Annotated in this window: 17 protein-coding genes, 1 rRNA gene and 2 pseudogenes; 15 read left to right on the top strand and 5 right to left on the bottom strand. The window is 68.1% G+C overall.

All coding sequences use genetic code 11. The annotated features are described in order from the left end of the window. The first annotated feature begins 405 nt into the window (after positions 1 to 405). Positions 406 to 1,470: a type III polyketide synthase gene (locus AB0N06_RS29065; RefSeq protein WP_366137671.1), complete on the top strand. Its 1,065-nt coding sequence runs from the start codon at positions 406 to 408 to the stop codon at positions 1,468 to 1,470. Positions 1,471 to 1,776: 306 nt separating this feature from the next. After that, positions 1,777 to 2,535: a MerR family transcriptional regulator gene (locus AB0N06_RS29060; protein WP_366137649.1), complete on the top strand. Its 759-nt coding sequence runs from the start codon at positions 1,777 to 1,779 to the stop codon at positions 2,533 to 2,535. 123 nt (positions 2,536 to 2,658) lie between these two features. Here the strand turns inward: AB0N06_RS29060 and AB0N06_RS29055 are convergent, their stop codons facing one another. Next, complete coding sequence (locus AB0N06_RS29055; RefSeq protein WP_366137648.1) at positions 2,659 to 3,117, bottom strand: ATP-binding protein; 459 nt, start codon at positions 3,115 to 3,117, stop codon at positions 2,659 to 2,661. Between the two features lie 212 nt (positions 3,118 to 3,329). Between AB0N06_RS29055 and AB0N06_RS29050 the strand changes: the two genes are divergently transcribed. The 4 genes from AB0N06_RS29050 (at position 3,330) to AB0N06_RS29035 (ending at position 5,244) form a co-directional block, all read left to right on the top strand. Continuing rightward, positions 3,330 to 4,181 (top strand): helix-turn-helix transcriptional regulator, encoded by an 852-nt coding sequence (locus AB0N06_RS29050; RefSeq protein ID WP_366137647.1) that lies wholly within the window; start codon positions 3,330 to 3,332, stop codon positions 4,179 to 4,181. A gap of 11 nt (positions 4,182 to 4,192) precedes the next feature. Then, entirely contained in the window at positions 4,193 to 4,381 is a 189-nt protein-coding gene (locus AB0N06_RS29045) for a DUF397 domain-containing protein (RefSeq protein ID WP_366137646.1), read from the top strand. Continuing rightward, positions 4,374 to 4,628, top strand: coding sequence for a DUF397 domain-containing protein (locus AB0N06_RS29040; protein WP_366137644.1), 255 nt, complete (start codon positions 4,374 to 4,376; stop codon positions 4,626 to 4,628). The genes AB0N06_RS29045 and AB0N06_RS29040 overlap by 8 nt, the downstream gene beginning before the upstream one ends. 124 nt (positions 4,629 to 4,752) lie before the next feature. Further along, on the top strand, positions 4,753 to 5,244 hold the full coding sequence (locus tag AB0N06_RS29035; RefSeq protein WP_366137642.1) for a GNAT family N-acetyltransferase: 492 nt from the start codon (positions 4,753 to 4,755) through the stop codon (positions 5,242 to 5,244). A gap of 768 nt (positions 5,245 to 6,012) precedes the next feature. Here AB0N06_RS29035 and AB0N06_RS29030 read toward each other — a convergent pair. Next, complete coding sequence (locus AB0N06_RS29030; RefSeq protein ID WP_216372758.1) at positions 6,013 to 6,366, bottom strand: VOC family protein; 354 nt, start codon at positions 6,364 to 6,366, stop codon at positions 6,013 to 6,015. Positions 6,367 to 6,756: 390 nt separating this feature from the next. Here AB0N06_RS29030 and AB0N06_RS29025 point away from each other — a divergent pair. Then, positions 6,757 to 6,873: pseudogene (locus AB0N06_RS29025) on the top strand (IS5/IS1182 family transposase); the annotation flags it as partial. Positions 6,874 to 7,672: 799 nt separating this feature from the next. Here the strand turns inward: AB0N06_RS29025 and AB0N06_RS29020 are convergent. After that, positions 7,673 to 8,275, bottom strand: a complete 603-nt coding sequence (locus tag AB0N06_RS29020) for a hypothetical protein (protein ID WP_366137641.1) — start codon at positions 8,273 to 8,275, stop codon at positions 7,673 to 7,675. A gap of 491 nt (positions 8,276 to 8,766) precedes the next feature. Here AB0N06_RS29020 and AB0N06_RS29015 point away from each other — a divergent pair, with 491 nt between their 5' ends. From AB0N06_RS29015 to AB0N06_RS28985, 7 genes are all read left to right on the top strand, one after another. Beyond that, complete coding sequence (locus AB0N06_RS29015) at positions 8,767 to 9,423, top strand: DUF402 domain-containing protein (protein WP_366137638.1); 657 nt, start codon at positions 8,767 to 8,769, stop codon at positions 9,421 to 9,423. A 304-nt stretch (positions 9,424 to 9,727) separates the two neighbouring features. Further along, positions 9,728 to 10,042 (top strand): hypothetical protein, encoded by a 315-nt coding sequence (locus tag AB0N06_RS29010; protein WP_366137670.1) that lies wholly within the window; start codon positions 9,728 to 9,730, stop codon positions 10,040 to 10,042. A 190-nt stretch (positions 10,043 to 10,232) separates the two neighbouring features. Further along, on the top strand, positions 10,233 to 11,108 hold the full coding sequence (locus AB0N06_RS29005) for a hypothetical protein (RefSeq protein WP_366137637.1): 876 nt from the start codon (positions 10,233 to 10,235) through the stop codon (positions 11,106 to 11,108). Then, complete coding sequence (locus tag AB0N06_RS29000) at positions 11,098 to 12,471, top strand: hypothetical protein (protein WP_366137636.1); 1,374 nt, start codon at positions 11,098 to 11,100, stop codon at positions 12,469 to 12,471. Before AB0N06_RS29005 ends, AB0N06_RS29000 begins: the two co-directional genes overlap by 11 nt. After that, positions 12,468 to 14,018 carry an SCO6880 family protein gene (locus tag AB0N06_RS28995; protein WP_366137635.1) on the top strand — a complete coding sequence of 517 codons (1,551 nt, stop codon included), beginning with the start codon at positions 12,468 to 12,470 and terminating at the stop codon, positions 14,016 to 14,018. The genes AB0N06_RS29000 and AB0N06_RS28995 overlap by 4 nt, the downstream gene beginning before the upstream one ends. A gap of 19 nt (positions 14,019 to 14,037) precedes the next feature. Then, positions 14,038 to 15,456, top strand: coding sequence for an ATP-binding protein (locus AB0N06_RS28990; protein ID WP_366137634.1), 1,419 nt, complete (start codon positions 14,038 to 14,040; stop codon positions 15,454 to 15,456). Position 15,457: 1 nt separating this feature from the next. Then, positions 15,458 to 16,954, top strand: coding sequence for a type IV secretory system conjugative DNA transfer family protein (locus tag AB0N06_RS28985; RefSeq protein WP_366137633.1), 1,497 nt, complete (start codon positions 15,458 to 15,460; stop codon positions 16,952 to 16,954). 48 nt (positions 16,955 to 17,002) lie between these two features. Here AB0N06_RS28985 and AB0N06_RS28980 read toward each other — a convergent pair whose 3' ends face one another. Continuing rightward, positions 17,003 to 17,563, bottom strand: coding sequence for a GNAT family N-acetyltransferase (locus AB0N06_RS28980; protein ID WP_366137631.1), 561 nt, complete (start codon positions 17,561 to 17,563; stop codon positions 17,003 to 17,005). A 47-nt stretch (positions 17,564 to 17,610) separates the two neighbouring features. Between AB0N06_RS28980 and AB0N06_RS28975 the strand changes: the two are divergent. Further along, positions 17,611 to 17,796 (top strand): annotated as a pseudogene (locus tag AB0N06_RS28975) (GNAT family N-acetyltransferase); the annotation flags it as partial. A 62-nt stretch (positions 17,797 to 17,858) separates the two neighbouring features. Here AB0N06_RS28975 and rrf read toward each other — a convergent pair. Then, positions 17,859 to 17,932, bottom strand: a 5S ribosomal RNA gene (gene rrf, locus AB0N06_RS28970); the annotation flags it as partial.

Genomic DNA, 17,932 nt, shown 5'->3' with positions numbered 1-17,932 from the left:
CCGAGCAGTGCCGAGCAGTGCCGAGCACGAGTGGTCCGCCGGCCCGTGGCCACGGACAAGCCAGTGCCGCGTCGGCCCTCGAAGGGCGGAAACCCGGGAGATTCCGGGGCTCCCGGACAGCGCGTTCCGTCCGACGTGCGACCCTCACCCGCCTGCCGTAGCGTGATCCCAGGGCCGATCGAGGTACGGCCGAAATTCATCTGCCCATACGGAGAGAATTCAGCCCATTCGTCGATCGGTCCGTCCATGCCCATCCCAGGGGCATGGAACTTCGGCGCCGCAGCCAAAAAGCCTGCCCCGCGCCGCTCCACGCACGGTGCCGCAGTGGCTACCGTCGGCCGACACCTGCCCCTGCATCCCGTCAGGCCTCGGCCGTGTGGTTCATCGTCCGCTAGGAGGAGATCCATGGCGGTACTCTGCAAGCCCGCAATCGCAGTTCCCGAGTACGTCATCACCAACGACGAAACGCTCGAACTGGCACGTCGGCTGCACGGCGACCATCCGCAGCTCGAATTGGTCCTCCGTCTGATCGAACACACCGGGGTTCAGAAGCGGCATCTGATCCAGCCGATCGAAAAGGTGCTGCAACACCCGGGGTTCGATGCGCGCAGCGAAATCTACGAGGCGCAGACCAAGGCCCGCGTCCCGGCTGTTGTCCGCCAGGCACTGGACAATGCGCAACTCGAACCGTCGCAGATAGACCTGATCGTCTACGTCTCCTGCACCGGTTTCATGATGCCTCCGCCAACCGCGTGGCTCATCAACACGATGGGCTTCCGGCCGCAGACGCGACAGATGCCGATCGCCCAACTGGGCTGTGCGGCGGGTGGCGCAGCCGTCAACCGGGCCCACGACTTCTGCACGGCGTACCCCGACCGCAACGTGCTCGTCATCGCTTGCGAGTTCTGCTCGCTGTGCTACCAGCCCACCGATCTGGGTGTCGGGTCCCTGCTGTCCAACGGCTTGTTCGGCGACGGGATCGCCGCCGTCGTGGTGCGGGGCCGGGGCGGCACCGGAGTCCGTCTGGAACGCAACGGGTCGTACATCATCCCGGAGACCGAGGAATGGATCTCCTATGCGGTCCGGTCCACGGGCTTCCACTTCCAGCTCGACAAGCGCGTGCCCGGAACCATGGAGCCACTTGCACCGGCCCTGAGCGCCCTCGCTGAACAGCACCACTGGAACGCCAGCAAGCTGGACTTCTACATCATCCACGCCGGCGGTCCGCGCATCCTGGACGACCTGAGCCGCTTCCTCGACGTGCCGCCGGAAGCGTTCCGCTTCAGCCGGGCCACGCTCACCGAGTACGGCAACATAGCCAGCGCGGTGGTACTCGACGCCCTGGCCCGCATGTTCGACGAGGAGTCAACCCTCCACGGCCAGCGCGGCATCATGGCCGGCTTCGGGCCCGGCATCACCGCCGAGATCTCCCTGGGAACGTGGACCTCGGAGCCCGAGACAAGGACGTGAGCCACGCATCCGCACGGTGCGTGCGCAGGGCGACCTGAGCGGGAAGCCCGCAGCCACACCGACCCCCGGCCCCCGGGCCTCAGGCGCTGTCCGCAGCTTGAGGACCGGGGGTCGCCCTCATGCCCGTCCGATGATTCGCCGCATCGCGCTGTGCCTGGGAAGCCATGGCCGGCTCTCTTGGCTCTGTTCACGAGAGACGACGGCGCACTATGGGTCTCGGGCTTGAAGTTGCCGCTGCGGCAGCCTCTACCGTCGTGACCAGGGCCGGAGAGACCGGCCCGGCGACACACGCATGCGGGAGTCGTGATGGACTGGCTGATCTCGGAGGTGGCCCGGATGTCGGGCGTGACCGCCCGGACACTGCGCCACTACGACGAGACCGGCCTGCTGACGCCGGCCCGGATCGGCGCCAACGGTTACCGCTACTACGCGGAGCACCAGCTTCTGCTGCTGCAGCAGATCCTTGTGCTGCGGGCGCTGGGCGTCGGGCTGCCGGAGATCGGCCGGATCCTTGCCGCGCAGGTCGACGAGGTGGATGCCCTGCGGAGCCACCACCGGCGGCTGCTCGCGGAGCGGGACCGGCTTGATGCCCTGGCCGGCACCGTCTCCCGCACGATCGCCGAACTGGAGCAGTCCAGGAAGGACGGTTACCCCATGACCATCAACCGACCGGAGAACCTGTTCGAGGGCGTGCAGCCCTCCCAGTACACGGATAACATGTCTGACTTCCCCGAACACGCCGAGGTGCTCGGACGCCGCGCCGCCACGATGAGCCAGGCCGACGCAGATGCCGCGCACCGTGAGCGCACCGCGCAGATGATCCGGCTGGCCGAACTCATGGCCGCGGGCCACCCGGCCTACGCCGAGCCGGTGCAGGCCGAGATCGACGCCCAGTACCGGGCGCTGATCCACTTGCGTGCCGTCTCCGCCGAGGAGTACCGGGCCATGGGACGCTCCTGTGTGGACAACGCCGCCTGGCGCGCCGCGTACGAGGCCATCGCCTCGGGTCTGGCCGCGTACCAGCGCGACGCCATCGAGGCATACGCCACCACCCGGCTGAGCTGAGCCGCGGCACAACCGCCATCGCGGGACCGACCCGCGATGGCGCCGACCGCATGCCACCGCGGGCAAACGCTGTTCGGGCACCGGACTCCCTCTCGACCGATCCGGCAATGTCGCTGCACACGGTCACGACAGGTCGCCCCACCGACAGTCCGGCTTCCACGCGCACTCCACCCAGAGCAGCTTCCCGCCGTGCCCCGGCAGCCCTCCATGCAGCGGATACGCGCCCCAGCTGTCCGCCCACAGGGTGACGAGATGCAGCCCCCGACCGCACTCGGCGAGCGACTTCGGAACCTCCGCGCCGCCCTGGAACGGTGGCGGAATGTCCGGGTTGGTGTCCCAGACGCTGAGCCTGATCCGGTGCCGGCCCACGTCGCGGAGCCGGAGTGAGTACGGCCCCGAGGAGTACCGGTACGCGTTGGTGACGAGCTCGCTCGCCAACAGCTCGGCGGTGTCGATGAGATCGCCCATGCCGTGCGCGCGAAGTACGGAGCGGAGGGTGGCGCGGGCGATACCCGGAGCACGGGGATCCTGCGGGAGTTGGAGTGTGTACGCCCAAGGCGGCGTTACGGTGGCCAGGACCATGGAAGTCTCCGATCACGGAGGGACGTTGTGTCGAGCGTTTCTGATTGCCCGGTGACGAGACCGCTCCGTCGAGCGGGGTACTTCCGGGCGGAGGCCTGGATCAGAGACTAGGCTTCAGCAAGGATTCTTTGCACCCATTGACCGGAATCCTTGACGAGATCCACTCGTGTGAGTGACAGGCCAACTCAGTAGATTTCTGGGGAGAGTTCGAGATGGCAGGCAGGTCCGCCCCTACCGCGCGCCGCACCCGACTCGGCGCCGAGCTGCGCAAACTGCGCGAGCGGGCCGGGATGACTACCACGCAGGCAGCTGATCTCCTCGGCACCAGTTCGGGGCAGCTGAGCAACATCGAGGTGGCGCGATTCGGTGTGAGCGCCGACCGCGTACGCGTCATGGCCCACACCTACTCGTGCACAGACCAAGCGCTGATCGAGGCTCTCGTCGCCATAACGGGTGACCGCAAACGTGGCTGGTGGGAGGAGTACCGGGACATCCTGCCGCCCAGACTCCTCGACCTCGCCGAGATTGAGCACTACGGCAACAGCCTGCACGCAGCGCACAGCATCCACATCCCTGGGCTGCTGCAGACTGTCGATCACGCTCGGGAGATCTACCGGCAAGCAGTGCCCGAGATGTCACCGCCGGAGATCGAACACCGTGTCTCATACCGCGTCAAACGCCAGGCGGTGCTGTACGGGGAAGGCGTCATCCCCTATCGAGCAGTCATTCATGAGGCCGCGCTCCGGATGAGGTTCGGGGGCCCGAGTGTGGCCCGCGCCCAGCTCCAGCACCTGCTCAAGGCGAGTGAACGGACCCACGTGACCATCCGCGTGATCCCCTTCGAAGCCACGTATTACCCGGGCTCGGGTCAGTCGCTTTACTACGTGCGCGGACCGGTGCCCGCGCTCGATACCGCCCAGCTCGACCAGTCCCACGGCCCGGTGTTCATCGACTCCGAAGCCCAGCTGACGCAGTACCGCCTTCTGTTCGAACGGCTCGACGCAGCTGCGCTGAGCACCGAGCAGTCGCGAGAACTTATCCACAACATCGCCCAAAACCTGTGAAAGGAACTGAGATGACCCCATCCGCCTGGCAGAGGTCGTCCTACTGCGCGCAGGGCGAAGCGTGCATACACGTCGCCGCCCACGACAACACGGTCAACGTCATCGAGAGCAGCGACCCGACCGGGGCCATACTCCGCACCACCCCCACTGCCTGGGCCGCCCTCCTCCGTACCGTCAAGGACGGCACCAGCCATGGCTGACCGCCCCGTCCCCACCGACCTCACCTGGGTCCGCGCCGCCCCCGCAGGGGAAGAGGGCCCCGGCCCCTGGATCGAGATCGCCTTCGGTCCGGACGAGCTCGTCCGCCTCCGCGTGACCGACGACCCGACCAACATCGTCACGACCACCCGGACCAAATGGGAGGCCTTCACCAAGGGCGTCCTGGCCGGCGAGTTCGACCACTTCGCGGAGCTCGGTGGCGAAGGCGGTCCGGCTGCCCAGGCATGACGGTCCGGGTACCCGTCCATTCCGTGCCGGCATCCAGCCCGGCCACTGCGGTGCCCCCTTCCCTGCATCCGCCTCTGCCGGCCTTGGGCCGGGGACGCGATCGGCAGTGCGTACGCTGTCACGCATGCTGACGTTGGAGCGACTACGGGCCGACCATGCGCACGCCTTGCTGGCTTTTGAGCGGGAGAACCGCGAGTACTTCGCACGCTCCGTGCCGGATCGCGGCGACCTGTTCTTCGCCGAGTTCGCCGCTCGTCATCGTGCACGGCTCGCCGAACAGGACGCCGGTGTGTGTCAGTTCCATCTCGTCGTGGACGACCGGGGAGAGCTGGTCGGCCGCGTCAATCTCGTGGACATCGAGGCAGGGACCGCTGAACTCGGCTACCGGATCGGCGAGCGCGCCGCGGGACGGGGCATGGCAACGGCCGCGGTCGAGGAAGTGTGCCGCCTGGCCGCCGCGGCATACCAACTCTCGGCGCTTACCGCAGTCACCACCCTCGACAATCCGGCGTCCATGGCCGTGCTCCGACGCAACGGGTTCACTGCGGTGGGGGACGTCCGCATCGGCGATCGTCCCGGCGTGCGTTACCAGCGCCGACTTGTTGCCATGCACTGATCGCCCACCCACCTAGGCTTGAGCGCTGCGGGACCTGGCGTTCCCCGACGACGTAGCGTCGCACTACGGGGACGGACTCGAAACCACGGCTGCGGCAGCTGTACCCGCTCTCCAGCCGCTGAAAGCTCTGCTTCAGCGGCTGCACCGGACTCCCATGCGCGGTGCAGGCTGCCGTAGTCCCGTCGCGGGAAGGCTGCTACCGCAACTGCCCCTGTTCCGAGCCACGTCCGTGCAAGGCGAGATGACACCGGACGAGGCAGCAGTAGGGAGCAGATCAGCGCCCCCGCGAGGAGCACCCCCACCAGGACGGCGCGTTCTGCGTCCTGCGCGACGACGGCGACCTCGACGTGTACGTCCCGGTCGACGCCCCCGAGTACCAGGTGCACGCCCCGGACCCGAACAAGCTGACCACCAGCATGGAGGGCCTGCGGCGCGGCGCATCAGGCCCGGCATACATCGACGGGGTCACCCGGTTCGGCGACCAGTCCATCGGCGGCGCCATGGACACCCCCGGCAACCCGCCCCGCGCCACCTGGCACACCACCGAGTCCCCGGCGGGCGCCTCGTATTTCACGTCGATCGCCGCCTACCTGATCCGGGTCGATACCGAGCCGCAGGCGGCACGAACCCGGCGGTGCCGGCCCGCTCGGGTGCGCCGCGCCACCGCCATCCGGCTTCCGTGTCAATTCTGTCCGTGTTGCTGTGTGGGACGTCGGGGCCCCGGACAACTGCCCGGCCTCCGCTCAGCGCTTCCGCCAGCGCTTCCGCTCAGCTCTTCCGCTCACTCAGGACGCAGAACTCGTTGCCCTCCGGGTCGAGGAGGGTCACCCAGTGCTGCTCGTCCTGCACGGTGTCGGCGCGCCGGGCACCGAGGGAGAGCAGCCGGGCGACCTCGGCCTCCTGGTCGTCGGGGCGGAAGTCGGGGTGGAGCCGGTTCTTCGACGTCTTGCCCTCGGGGACAGGCACGAAGAGCAGCCCCGGCATCTGGTCCGGCTCAGGCCGGATCTCGATGATCTCCTCGGATTCGTCAACCACTACCCAGCCGAGAGCCTCGGCCCACCAGCGCCCGAGAGCGACAGGGTCGGCGGAGTCGACGATGATCTGTTCCCATTCCAGTGCCATGGGCCTGAGCATAGACAGGACCGGCGGCCCACCCGTCCCTCCGTCGAGTGGCGGGCCGCCCCGGCGGCCCTGGCTCATCAGCACAGGGCCCGGGCGTCATCGCCCACCCGGGGCCCTGCTGTGTCCGCTCGCTGCGCGAGGGACCCTGCCAGGCCCGGACCGGGCAGATCGACGGCCGGGAGCCGTACGGGACCGGGACGACGCGGGGGCGGACCTTGGACACGCGCAGGTCGGCCTGGATGCCGCCGGCGTGACTGCTGGTCAGCGGCGGCGGGCGGCGGGGTCCTGGGCTGCGCGTTCTTCCGCCGCTGGCGCGACCAGGACTTGGTCCGGGAGTTCCACGACCGGCTCCGCGGCAAGGTCCGCGAGAAGGCCGGGCGGGATCCGGGGCCGAGCGCGGGCGTGGTCGACTCCCAGTCGGTCAAGGCGGACGCTGTCGTTGGCGCCGACAGCCGCGGCTTCGACGGCGGCAAGCTGATCAACGGGCGCAAGCGCCACGTCGTGGTCGGGCATCGCCAACAGTGTCGGCTCCGTGCCGGGCGGGGCCCACGCCATCTCGCCGCCTGATCGGGACCTCTGACTGGAAGCCCCTGTTTCCCACCCCTTGCTTCTGATTGCTCTTCACGGCACCCAAGCGCCCAGCGGTACCGCTCGGCTGGCATACGCACAGGCAGTGCGCCGAGCCCTTGGACAACAACACGGCGCGTGGCATCCCGCCGAGGCGAAACGTGTCATGCGCCGCTCAGATCATTCACAGGAAACTCATGGATCTACAACGCACATCACCACCGGGTGATCCAAATTCGGACTAGACCATGGCCCGGAATCGCACGAGCGGTCGATACCCGCAGGACTCCGGAACCGGAACCCCCAGCCCACGGCACGCGCCCCAGATCATCGGGCCTCCATTCGGCTACCGGAACCGGCCTCCGAACCCGTCACCCTCCCAGACCGCCACCATCGCAGTCACCCAGTGAATTGGCTTGATCACATCCACTCGTCGGCATGCTCTACGCCGCCACCACTCGCTACAACAAATGTGGCTGAGTAGGAACCGCGCAGGTCTTGAACGGGGTTCGCTGGCCCCGGGGGAACGGACAGAAGTGACCCCACCAGGTCCAGATCTTTCTCAACCCTCCTCAGCGCTCCCACCCACGACGGGGCCTTTCGACGGCGTCCCCGCTCACCTCCTGCACGTACGGACCGCACGGCATGGGTATCGCCTCCTTCCTCACCCCTTACCGGGACTCAGGTTGGGGAGGACAGGAACGCGGCGGCCATAGCCGACCGGAGCAGCCATGCCGCATCAGATTGCGCTCAGCGGTCGGCCAAAGCGCCGATCAGCTTGCGGGCCGCCGCCTTCGTCAGCCGCTTCGCGGCCGTGGTGGTCCGTTCCCGGGGGGGCGCGCGACTTGATGTCGGTGCCCTTGACTGCCTTGATGAACTCGGCGTCGAACTGCTCCTTACCTACCTTCTCCACAAGGCTGGCGAGGTACTTCAACTGCGCGGTGGCCGGCTCCTTCTTCGCCTTCGCGGCTCGCTCGCGGCGGGGGCCATAGATGCGTTCGTTCTCCGCCTTCCGTGCGGCCTCCAACTCTTCGCTGCGACAGACGACGTGCACTGTCTCGTACCAGTGCTGGGTACCGGGCGTGCCGGTGACGGCCTCCCATAACGCGTTCGTGGTCAGCTCTTCTTCGTTGACGCCCTCAGTCAGCCCTGGCCCGACCAGCCCGTAGTAGCCGGTCCTGCCCCGGCGCAGCACGGTGAAGCCCGCAGGGATGGCATGGGCAGTGAGCCAGTCCTGCCCGCAGCCGCAGTGGTTGGCGTGGTAGCGGCTCCACTTGCTCTCCAGCGGCTCGTACACGAGTCGGTCGCCGTAGTACTTCGTATCCCTCGTGAATCCCGACATCGCGGCAGTGTCTCACCGGCGCTGATGCTGAGTGAAGATCGAATATGGGGAGGTCATCCGGAGTGCAGGACTCGCCCAGGGGGGTTCGTGGATGGACGCGCTCAGTCAGGCTCGCCGGAGAACAAGTCATCTGTGGCTGCGACCGACATTGAGTTCGCTCCCACGGCGAGTCTGAACTGCGGGCTCAGTCTCACCGGGATGGCGGTCTTGGCGCTCGTCGCCACAGTGCGGATGGTTTCCAGGCGCGGCTGAGGGATCGCAAGGCGCTCGGTCCGGTTCGGCAGCGTGAACGTGTCCGGCCCTCCAGGGCCGCGAACCTTCGTGCTGGATCGGTCGCTGACGCGGAGGGGCTTGCGGACGCCCGGGTACAGCGCCGCGTACAGCCCGGAGACGCGCGATGCCCCGGCGACGACACACGTGCATGAACGGGTTCCTGACCAGACGAAACCGGGCACATCCACACCACTGACTCCGACCGCAAGGAGTGATTCATGAGCCGACTCGCCCATGTGCTCAACACCACGGACAACGTGCCGGGCCGGATTCTGCACTGGAACTTCTTCATCGGCGGCCACTTGAGCGCCTCGGTGCCCGTACGTCTCGTCGACCGCACGGACAAGGGCCAGCTGGTATGGATGGAGACCGGCGCGCCCATGTGGCGCACGGAGCTCCCGGGAGGCGCACACCTCCGGGACATCGCCCCGGACGACCGACCTGCCACCGGATATCCGGTGGTCCCCGACCGGTGGCCGATGAGCAGCGCCCTCTTCTATCAGCCCACCGGCGCCGCACACTCCGTGCTCTGGCTCTTCGGCCGCAGGGGAAAGTTCCGCGGCTGGTACGTGAATCTGGAGCGCCGCGTCCACCACGGCGACGACATCGACATAGCCGACCACGAGCTCGACATCAACGTCGCGCCGGACCGGTCCTGGCAGTGGAAGGACGAGGAGTCCTTCGCCCAAAAAACCGGCCACCCCGTCTACTGGTCGGCCGATGAAGCAGCCGCCATCCGCGCCGAGGGCACCAGAGTCGCACGGCTGGCCGAGGCCGGAACCTTTCCCTTTGACGGCTCCTGGTGCGACTTCCGGCCACCGAAGACCTGGACGACACCGCCCCGCCCGCCGGGCCCCCGCCGCTCCGTCCTCTGACTGCCCCTCACCCTGCCTGCCCTGACGGGTGCGGGGAGGGTCCGAGGGCGAGTCTCGGCCAGGGTGGCGAATGACCATGATTGCTCAGTGTCACCACACGTGATACACAGAGTAATCATATGCATGTGGTCACACACCGATTCGATCCGCAGGTCAGGGCGGTCGGACCGGTCAAACGTGCGAGATCCCATGAAAGAGAGGGCGCTAAGTCGTCGTGCCGAGGCGCATTCATCAGCGAAGATAGAGAGTGACCCGTGCCATGTGGCAGGGGGCAGTGAACTACCCAACAGGGGCGGTGACTTACATGGTCCTGGCAGCTGAGCCTGATAAGGGCGGTATCAGCACCATCATCAACGGCATCGCTCCCAAGTGGGGGCCGTTCGGAGCCCTGGGCGACGAAGCCAAGGTGATGATCGAGGTCGTCATGGCCGTCGCCATCCTGCTCTGCTTCGGCATCGCCATCTGGGGAGCAGCCAAGCAGCGTATCGGCGCGACGGCGTTGCGCGACACGTTCAGCGCAGAACAGGGCAAGGGTCTGATCGTTGCCGGTCTGACTGGTGTGTTCATCATTGGATCACTGGGCACCCTGTTCACCATCGTCTACGGGATGGCCATCTAACCGTCCATCAGCCTGCTCGGGGGAGGCTGCCACCGCCCCCCGTTCCGCTTCCATCCCATCCGTCCGTCGTGCCCACCGGCAGAGGTTGCGTCTCTCTGATGTCGAGTCACCACACCGCGCCCGCGCGGGAACCAGCACGGCTACCGTCGTACTACGCGGAATCGCACACGGTTGAGGGGGCCTACGCAGCATGAGTGTCGGCAACGACCACGGCTACGGAAGCGACTCGGGCTCAGGCCGTACGGACGATGGATACAGCACCATCGGCGGAACGCGCCAGACCCGTACACGATTTCCTGACGGCGAGGGCGGCGACGGCTACGGCGGATCCCGTCGGCCGGCCCGCAGTTCACGGTCCCTGATCATGGTGGTCGGCGTGGTCGTCCTGCTTATCGCGGCTATCGCGTTCGCGAACTTGGGCGGTGGCGGTGACGACGGCGGCGCCTCGGGCGGGAGCGGCGGCAGCAAGGCGGGGGCGGCGCCCACGGCGGCTACGGGCACGAAGCCGGTGACGGGGAAGAACGGCACGATCGCGTCGGGGTTCGCGCACGACGAGCAGGGTGCGCAGAGTGCTGCAACTAATTACGCCGTAGCACTCGGTTCTGCGGACATGTTCAACGCCGCCGCACGCCGGGGGATCCTGCAAGCCACCCACGACCCGGCTGTGGTCGACCGTCTCCAAGCCGACATGGACAAGGCATACTCCGCAAGCCTCTTCACCAACGTCGGTTTGAACGAAGACGGCAGCACACCCAGTGGACTGACGTTCGTCTCCCGGACCGTGCCGGTGGGCACCAAAGTGACCAAGCAGACCGGGGACACAGCCACCGTCGAGGTCTGGTGCACAGGCCTTGTCGGGATGGCCGGTCAAGGCTCCACCAAGCCCGTCACCGAGACCTGGTTCACCATCACCGAGAACCTGAAATGGGTCGGGAACGACTGGAAGATCGAGTCGTCGAACCAGGCAGAAGGCCCGACACCAGTCAGCGGCGACAACCGGGCATCGACTGCAGACGACATCGCCGGTGCGGTTGAGCAGTACGGAGGCTTCACCTATGCCCGCTAGCCGTCGATCCCATGCGATCTCTGTCGCGTCCGTTCTGGGAAACATCCCAGCCGCGATCGTCCTCATGGCGCCCCGTGCCACCGCAGCACCGAGCCCGACGCCGAGCCCGTCTCCGAGTAAGAGCAACAACGCCTGCGACCTCATCGTCGGCCTCGCCAAGGACTACTGCGAAAACGGCGACGCAGGCACCCCCAAAACCACCTCCCCCGACGACGCCACCAACGCCCTCGACCCCCTCTCCTCCCTCGCCCGCGGCTGCGCCGACGCCGCGGCCTGGATCGTCGGCAAGCTCAGCGACGCGGTCAAAGGCACCGCGGACGTCGACTTCACCAACCCCAAGTTCCTCCAGCAGTACGCGGTCATCTTCGCCGCCTCCACCGTGCTCACTCTCGTCCTCTGGCTGCTCGCCGTCGCCAAGCGTGCCATCCGTGGCGTTCCGGTGGCCACGGCGATCTCCGAGGCTGTCGGGTTCCTCTGGCTGACCGTCCTCGCGTCCGCGTTCACGCCGCTCATCCTCTACACGGTCGTGTCGGCGACCGACGGGGTCACGGACGTCATCGCGTCGTCCTCCGGCGGGCAGACCGATGTCTTCTTCGGTTCGTTCGCCGAGGCGCTGAGCAAGGGCTCCGACATCGGCGGCGGGCCGATCATGCTGATCGTCGTCTCGCTCGTGTCGATCCTCGCCGCGGGCGTGCTCTGGCTGGAGCTCGTGATCCGGGCCGCCCTGCTCTACGTCGGCGCGCTGCTCGGCGTCGTCGTCTACTCGGGGCTCGTCGACAAGAACATGTGGGGCCATGTCCGCCGCTGGGCGGGCATCATGATCGCTGTGATCATGGTGAAGCCGGTCATCGTCATCGTGCTCGGGCTGGCCGGCGCGCTCTCCTCCGACGGGGGCCCGAACGCGTTCTCCGCCGTCGTCTCCGGGCTCGCCATCATCCTCCTGGCGATCTTCGCCTCGGCGATGATCTACCGCTTCGTTCCCGGCTTCGGCGACGAGATCCAGGGTGCCCGTACCAACCGCAAGCAGGCCACCGACGGCGCCCAGGCCGCAGCTCTGATCAGCTCCCCCGCCGCTCTCGTCTCCCAGGGCATCAAGACCCACAGCAGCCGGAGCGGCGGCGACAACGGCGGACAGGGCGGCGGCAACAGCGGCGGCAGACCCGCCAACCCGGTCAGCGGCGGTGTGGCCGCGCACAGTTCCCGCAACACCGGCGGGAGCGGGGGCGGATCTGTCCCCTCCGCCGCTCCTCCGCCCCGCAGCGGATCGGGACCCACGTCCGGCACCCCGCACAGCAGCCGCGTCAACCACGGCGGCGGTACAGGCAATTCAGGTAACAACAGCACAGGAGGTGGAGGGCGTTGACGACCCAGTCCCATCCGGTCGCGCCCCGCCGTACGTATCTCATCGGCCGGGCCCGGCCGAACGCGATCGTCGGCAAGAACCGCGAGACCGGCGAGATCGCGCTGATCATCGTCGGCGCGTTCCTCGGCATGATGAGCGGGCTGATCGTCCCCGTCCTGTCCCTGCGGATCGTGCTGCTCACGGGCTTCCCGCTGCTGGCGCTGGCGATCGTGTACGTCCCGTACAAGCACCGCACCTTCTACAAATGGTTCGAAATCAATCGCAGTTTCAGGCGGTCCGTGCGCCGGGGTGCCACCTACCGCTCCGCCGCCATGGAAGCGGGCGTACGGGGCGACGGCCGTGAGGTCGAGATCGGACCGCCTCCGGGCATCGGCCGCATCAACTGGCTCGCCGCGCCCTTCGGCCCGGACGAGATCGCCGTACTGCTGCACGCCGACCGTCGCACCGTCACCGCGGCGATCGAGATCGAGGGTCCCGGCGTCGGACTCCGCGACAGCGAGGACCAGGAGGCGCTGGTCGACCGGTTCGGCACCCTGCTGAAGCATGTGGCGAACGGCGACGGTTTCGTGACCCGTATTCAGATGCTGGCCCGCACCCTGCCCGCCGACCCCGACGCGCACGCGAAGGACGTCGCCCAGCGTGGCGACAAGGCGGCCCCGGGCTGGCTGCAGGAGTCGTACGACCAGCTCCAGTCGATGGTCTCCACCTCCAGCGAACAGCACCGCGCCTACCTCGTCGCGTGCATGCACTTCAACCGCGAACTGGCCGCCGAGGCAAACGCCATGGCCCGCGCCGCCCGCCCCCAGGCAGGCCGCAAGCTCGACCGGGACGCGGGGCTCGCCGTCGTCATGGCGCGCGAACTGACCGACATCTGCGCCCGTCTTGCCGAGGCCGACATCCGGGTGCGCCAGCCGCTCGGCCAGAGCCGGCTCGCCTCCCTCGTGCACTCGATGTATGACCCCGACCACCCCATCGACCACATCCAGGCGATGACGAAGCGCAACGCCTGGCCCGCCGAACTGGACGCGGTCGAGCCGACGTACCTGCAGGCCAAGACCCGCGAGTCGACGACACGTGCGCCCTGGTGCCACGCCACGGCGTGGGTGAAGGAATGGCCGATGACGCCCGTCGGCGTCAACTTCCTCGCCCCGCTCCTCGTCCACACCCCGGACGTCATCCGTACGGTCGCGGTCTGCATGGACCTCGAACCGACCGAGATCGCCATCGAGCGGATGCTCACGGAGAAGACGAACGACGAGGCCGAGGCGAGCCGCCAGGCCAAGATGAACCGGACCGTCGACCCCCGCGACATCGCCGCCCACGGCAGGCTCGACCAGCGGGGTGAAGATCTCGCGAGCGGCGCGGCCGGAGTGAATCTTGTGGGGTACATCACCGTGTCGTCGCGATCACCCGAGTCCCTCGCCCGTGACAAGCGGACGATCCGGGCCTCGGCCGGCAAGTCGTATCTGAAGCTCGAGTGGTGCGACCGCGAGCACCATCGCGCCTTTGTGAACACCCTGCCGTTCGCCACCGGCATCCGTCGCTAACCGAGAGGGCAGTCACGCCATGCGAGATCCGCTGTCCGCGTTGTCGGATGCCTTCACCTCCTTCCTCTTCGGGAAGGTGGAGACGACCAGACTGCCCGTGCGTACCTCCACCGGCCAGGCGCAGGCGGTGTATCTGCCCACTGCCGCGCCCGGTCTCGGCGACTCCGGCGTGATCATCGGCCGCGAGGTGTACTCCGGCAAGGGATACATCTACGACCCCTTCCAGCTGTACGGGCAGCAGCTCCCCGCCCCGCACTGGCTGGTGCTCGGCGAATCGGGCAACGGCAAGTCCGCGCTGGAGAAGACGTACGTGCTCCGCCAGCTCCGCTTCCGCGACCGCCAGGTCGTCGTCCTCGACGCCCAGGGCGAGGACGGCGTCGGCGAGTGGAACCTCATCGCCCAGGAACTCGGCCTCACCCCCATCCGCCTCGACCCGACCGCAGCCCTGAACGGCGGCATCCGGCTCAACCCGCTGGACCCGTCGATCACTACGACGGGCCAGCTCGCCCTGCTCCGTACCATCATCGAAGTCGCGATGGGCCACGGCCTCGACGAACGGTCCGGCTTCGCGCTGAAGGTCGCGCACGCCTACGTCAACCAGACGATCGACGACCGGCAGCCCGTACTGACTGACATCGTCGAGCAACTGCGCCACCCGGAACCCGAGTCCGCCGAGGCGATGAACGTCGACATAGACGACGTGCGCGCCTGGGGCCTCGACGTCGCCCTCGTCCTGGACCGGCTCGTCGACGGTGACCTGCGCGGCATGTTCGACGGCCCGACTTCCGCCGGCATCGACCTGGACGCGCCCCTGATCGTCTTCGACCTCTCGCACATCGACCGGAACTCGATCGCGATGCCGATCCTGATGGCGATCGTCGGCGTCTGGCTGGAACACACCTGGATCAGGCCCGACCGCAAGAAGCGCATCTTCCTGGTCGAAGAGGCCTGGCACATCATCAACTCGCCGTTCGTCGCCCAGCTCTTCCAACGGCTGCTGAAGTTCGGCCGACGGCTGGGCCTGTCGTTCGTCGCCGTCGTCCACCACCTCAGCGACGTGGTCGACGGGGCCGCGGCACGCGAGGCGGCGGCGATCCTCAAGATGGCGTCGACCCGGACGATCTACGCGCAGAAGGCAGACGAGGCCCGAGCGACCGGGCGCGTCCTCGGCCTGCCCCGCTGGGCGGTCGAGATCATCCCCACCCTCACCCCCGGCATCGCGGTATGGGACGTCAACGGCAACGTCCAGGTCGTCAAACACCTGATCACCGAAGCAGAACGACCACTGGTCTTCACCGACCGTGCGATGACCGAGTCGTCCGCGGCCGATCTGCTGCCGGAGGACGTACGGGCCGCGGAACGGGAGACCGAACAGCGCGCGGCACACATCGAGCACCAACAACGGCTGAACGAGTCGTCCGAGTCAACGGTGGCATGACATGGCAGGGCGTACGGAGCAGCAGACCGGTCCGAGCACCGGCGGAATCCCGGACGGTCTGCTGGTCGGCCTGCTGGGCTTCCTGCTCGGGCTGGCCGTCCTGGCCTGGACGGCCACCGGGCTGTCCGGGCTGTTCGCGCACGGCGCGTGGCCGAAGGGCGTCACCTTCACCGAGACGCCGCTCGCCATGCGCCGGCTGGCGGCGTCCCCGCACGACATCCCGGCGGCCTGGCCCGACACCCCGGCGGACGAGCTCTCCGGGTACGGGCTGTTCTGGGGCCTCTTCATAGGCGAACTCATGGTGCTCATGGTGCTGACAGTGTTCGTGATGGGCGTGGTGGCACGCTGGCGCGCGGTACGAGTACGTCGGCGGGAAGAGCGTCGCGAGGAGCGCTCCGAGGAGCGTTACGCGAGACACGCGGCGCACCCGAGGCGCGAGGAGTCCACCGAGGTGGACGTCTCCGCCCCCGCGCCGCTCCCCGCTCCCGCGGCCATCCCCACGCCCACGGCCACCCCGGCACCGACCGAATCCATCGAGGACCTCGCGTCCCCTCTCCTCGCCCCGGCCGTCCCCTCCCCCCGCACACCTCTCGTCGTCTACGGCCCGGCCGCCACCCGCCGCCCCACGGTCATCCAGGCCATCCAGGAGGCGGACGGCCCCGCCCTCGTCATCACCTCGGACCCCACCGTCTGGGCGGAGACGAAGGACGCCCGCGCCAAACTCGGCCCGGTGCTGGTCTACGACCCCGGCCACCTCTGCGACACCCCGGCACGCCTCCACTGGTCCCCCACCGCCGGATGCGAACAGCCCGATACGGCAGCCGCCCGCGCCGCCGCACTCCTCGCCCCGGTCCGGCCGCAGGCCCGTATCGACGCGATGACGGCCGAGACCGCGGAGACCCTGCTCCAGTGCTGGCTGCACGCCGCAGCCATAGACGGTCGCCCGTTCCGCCAGGTCCACCGCTGGGCCCTCGGCGGCAACGCCCATGAACCCGTACGCCTGCTCCGTACCCACTCCAAGGCGGCCTCCGGGCTCGCCGGCCTGCTGGAGTCCTCGCTGACCGGTCATCCCGAACGGCGTGAAATGGCCCAGGAGCTGACGGTACGGGCGTTCGCCGCGCTCTCCTCGATCCACATCCGTGAGGCCTGCACACCGAACCGAGCCGATTCGCTGGTCCTGGAATCTTTTGCCGGCGAAGGGGGCACGCTTTATGTGGTCGGTGAACCCATCGAGGACCCGCGCTCCGCACCGGGCGCGATGCCCCTGCTCACCGCCCTCGCCTCACACGTGGTCGAGCACGGCCGCCGCATGGCCGCACGGTCAACTGACGGTCGGCTCGACCCACCAATGGCCTTGGTCCTCGACGACGTCGCGGCTGTGGCACCACTCCCCCAACTTCCTGAACTGCTGTCGACCGGCCAGGACCAGGGCCTGCCGACGCTCGCCCTGCTCCGCTCGAAGGAACAGGCCCGGGCCCGCTGGTCGTCCCCGCTCTAAGAGGGCGCGCGGACAGGCCCAGCTGGCCGGGGCGGGCGCTGCACGCCATCAGACGGGACGGACGATCTCGTACTCCAGGTCCAGCGCCGTCGGATCGCCCGGCTCGGGGACGGTCTCCCCGGTCGGTACGAAACCGAACCGGCGGTAGAACGCACTGGCCCGCGGGTTGGACTCGTGCACATAGAGACGTACTCGTTCGATCCGCGGCTCGCCCAGTGACCACGCCCAGTCGACCCCGGCCCGGAACAGCTGGTCGGCCAGCCCGCTGCCCCGCGCCTCGGGCCGCACAAAGACCCCGACCACATGGGCCTGGTGAACCTTGGCGGGCTCACCGAACCGCGGGTCCTCGCCCGGTCGCTCGATGAACACGCTGATCGTGCCGGCCCAACTCCCGTCAGGTGCCTCGGCGATGAACTGGCGCACCTCGTCGCCACTGGACTCCGCTGCACCGGCCGCGCGCCCCTGCCAGAACTCGTCGGGCTGAGCCACGCCCTGCTCGTACGTCTCCACAAACGCCACCGGAGCCGCGGGATCCTGCAGGGCGACGAGCCGTATGTCCTTGACCAGCGCCCATTCCTCGGCGCGTACAGGGCGAATCACATAGTCCATAGACGGATCCTCCCCGGCCCTCCGTCCACAAGCAATCGAATTCGTAACTCTCCGCCTGGCGAGGACGCGGCATCTATCGCGCGCTGGTCGCCGCCCGCGCCGACATCGCGGCAGCCCGCGGAGTCAGGTATCTCCACGTGGACGCGTCCGACAACAGCGCACCGATCCTGCGCCGCCTCGGTTTTCACGCAGTGAACACAACGACCCCGTACATATGGTCGCCGTCGGATTGAGCAATGCATCGTGAACGCAGAAAAGCCCCGCACCAGAGGTGCGGGGCTTTCCCGGAATAATTGTTCGGCGGCGTCCTACTCTCCCACAGGGTCCCCCCTGCAGTACCATCGGCGCTGAAAGGCTTAGCTTCCGGGT

Origin of the sequence: Streptomyces sp. NPDC051020 (assembly GCF_040683105.1) — a bacterium.
In the GTDB taxonomy this organism is placed as follows: Bacteria; Actinomycetota; Actinomycetes; order Streptomycetales; family Streptomycetaceae; genus Streptomyces.
The sequence above is the reverse complement of the archived record's forward strand: the minus strand, read 5'-3'. Positions and strand labels throughout refer to the sequence as shown.